This window comes from Streptomyces sp. NPDC017940 (genome assembly GCF_044328435.1).
Taxonomy (GTDB): Bacteria; Actinomycetota; Actinomycetes; order Streptomycetales; family Streptomycetaceae; genus Streptomyces.
Map to the genome: position 1 here is coordinate 1 of NZ_JBIRHJ010000026.1, position 2,409 is coordinate 2,409.

Below are 2,409 nucleotides of genomic sequence, written 5' to 3' on the forward strand. Positions count from 1 at the left end.
AGTTGCTGCCCGAGTTCATGGTCCCGGCCGCGGTGGTCACCCTGCCCGAGCTGCCCCTGACCGCCCACCGCAAGGTCGACAAGCACGCCCTGCCCACCCCCGACTACGCGACGGTCGCGGCGTTCCGTGCCCCGCGCACGGAACGCGAACGAGCTCTATGCGAGATCTTCGCCGACGTGCTTGGCGCGGACCGCGTCGGCATCGACGACAGCTTCTTCGACCTCGGCGGGCACTCCCTGCTCGCCACCCGCGTGATCAGCCGCATCCGCACCGTCCTGAGCGTCGAACTGCCGCTGCGTGCCCTTTTCGAAGGCCCGACCGTGCTCCAGCTGGCGGGCCGGGCCGAGGGCGCCGCAGCCGCCCGTGCCGCGCTGACACCTCGGCCGCGCCCCGCGGAGATCCCCCTGTCACCCGCCCAGCGCGGGCTCTGGCTCCTGAACCGCATCCAGGGACCGGCGTTGGCCACATACAACGTGCCCATTGCGCTGCGCCTCTCCGGCGAGCTGAACAGGGAGGTGCTCGAACTCGCGCTCCAGGACGTCGTCGCACGGCACGAGAGCCTGCGGACGCTCCTCCAGGAGAGCGCGGAAGGCACTCCGTACCAGAAGATCCTGGCCCCCGAAGAGGTCAGCCTGCCCCTGCCCGTCGCGGAGATCGCCGAAGCGGAGGTCCAGACGGCCGTCGCGGCCGTGGCGAACCAGGGCTTCGACCTGAGCGCCGAGATCCCCTTCCGGGCCCGGCTCTTCGAGCTGGGCGAGAACCAGCACGTCCTCGTGGTCGTCTTGCACCACGTCGCTGGTGACGGCTGGTCGATGGCGCCGCTGGGGCGGGATGTGGCGGAGGCGTACGAGGCGCGGGCGGCCGGCCGGGCTCCGGAGTGGGCGCCGCTGCCGGTGCAGTACGCGGACTACGCACTGTGGCAGCGGGAGCTGTTGGGCGACGAGAACGACCCGGCCAGCCTGCTCAGTCAGCAGCTCGCGTACTGGACGAACCAACTGGCCTTCCTGCCCGAACAGTTGGAGCTCCCGACCGACCGGCCCCGGCCGGCGGTGGCCTCTCACCGTGGCGACCGGTTGGTCTTCGAGGTGGGCGCGGAGATCCACCAGGGCCTGGTTGACCTTGCGCGCGAGTCGGGTGCGAGTGTGTTCATGGTGGTGCAGGCGGCGTTCGCGGCGCTGCTGTCTCGGCTCGGAGCCGGGACGGACATCGCGATCGGCTCACCGGTGGCGGGCCGTACGGACGAGGCGCTGGACGACCTGGTCGGCTTCTTCATCAACACCCTCGTGCTGCGTACCGATCTGTCCGGCGACCCGACGTTCCGTCAGCTGGTGGAGCGGGTCCGCGAGTCGGACCTGGCCGCGTACGCGCACCCGGACGTGCCCTTCGAGCACCTCGTGGAGGTCCTCAACCCGGAACGCTCGATGTCGCGCCACCCGCTGTTCCAGGTGATGCTGACCTTCCAGAACAACGAGCAGGCCGAGTTCCGGCTCCCCGGGCTGACCTTCACGAGCGAGTCGACGGGGGACGGCGCCGCGAAGTTCGACCTCCAACTCGGCGTGCACGAGCAGCACGGGGACGGCGGCGCCCCGGCGGGGCTTGTCGGCGCCTTCGAGTTCGCCACGGATCTGTTCGACCGGGTGACGGTCGAGGGATTGGTGGAACGGTTCAGCCGTGTGCTGGCCGCGGTGGTGGCGGATCCCGAGTGCCACGTCAGGGAGCTGGAGGTCCTCTCCGCCCAGGAGCGCGTGGAGTTGCTGTCAGGCTGGCAGGGCGAGCGGGTGGAGGTTCCGTGGGTGTCGTTGCCGGTGGCGTTCGAGGAGCAAGTGGCGCGGACGCCGGAGGCGACGGCGGTGTTGTTCGAGGATATTCAGTTCAGCTACGCCGAGCTGAACACACGGGCGAACCGCCTCGCCCGATTCCTGATCAGCCGGGGTGTGGGACCTGAGGGCCTGGTGGCGCTGATGTTGCCGCGTTCGCCGGAGCTGCTGGTGACGATGCTGGCGGTCCTGAAGGCGGGTGCTGCGTACGTTCCGGTGGACCTTGAGTACCCGGCGGAGCGCATCGCGTACATGCTCGGCGACGCCCGCCCCGCGCTGACGTTGACCTCGCAGGCCGTCTCTAATGTCGTACCAAATGGGTTGAACAGCCTGGTCCTGGAGGACGTAGCGGATGCGGTGGTGTCCGAGTCCGGTGCGGATCTGGTGGATGGGGAGCGGTGTGTCTCGCTGCGGCCCGATCACCCGGCGTATGTGATCTATACGTCGGGTTCGTCGGGGCGGCCGAAGGGTGTGGTCGTCGGGCATGCGGGGGTGGCGAATCTGGCGCGGGATCACATCATGCGTCTGGGGGTAGACGGCGGAAGCCGTCTGCTGCAGTTTGCGTCGCCGAGTTTTGACGCTGCGGTGGCGG

1 protein-coding gene is annotated in these 2,409 nt (G+C 69.5%); it reads left to right on the forward strand.

Features of this window, described 5'->3' with window-relative positions:
- Nucleotides 1-2,409, forward strand: a 2,409-nt coding sequence (locus ACH4DX_RS35690; protein WP_398158152.1) for a condensation domain-containing protein, incomplete at both ends; no start/stop codon positions are given.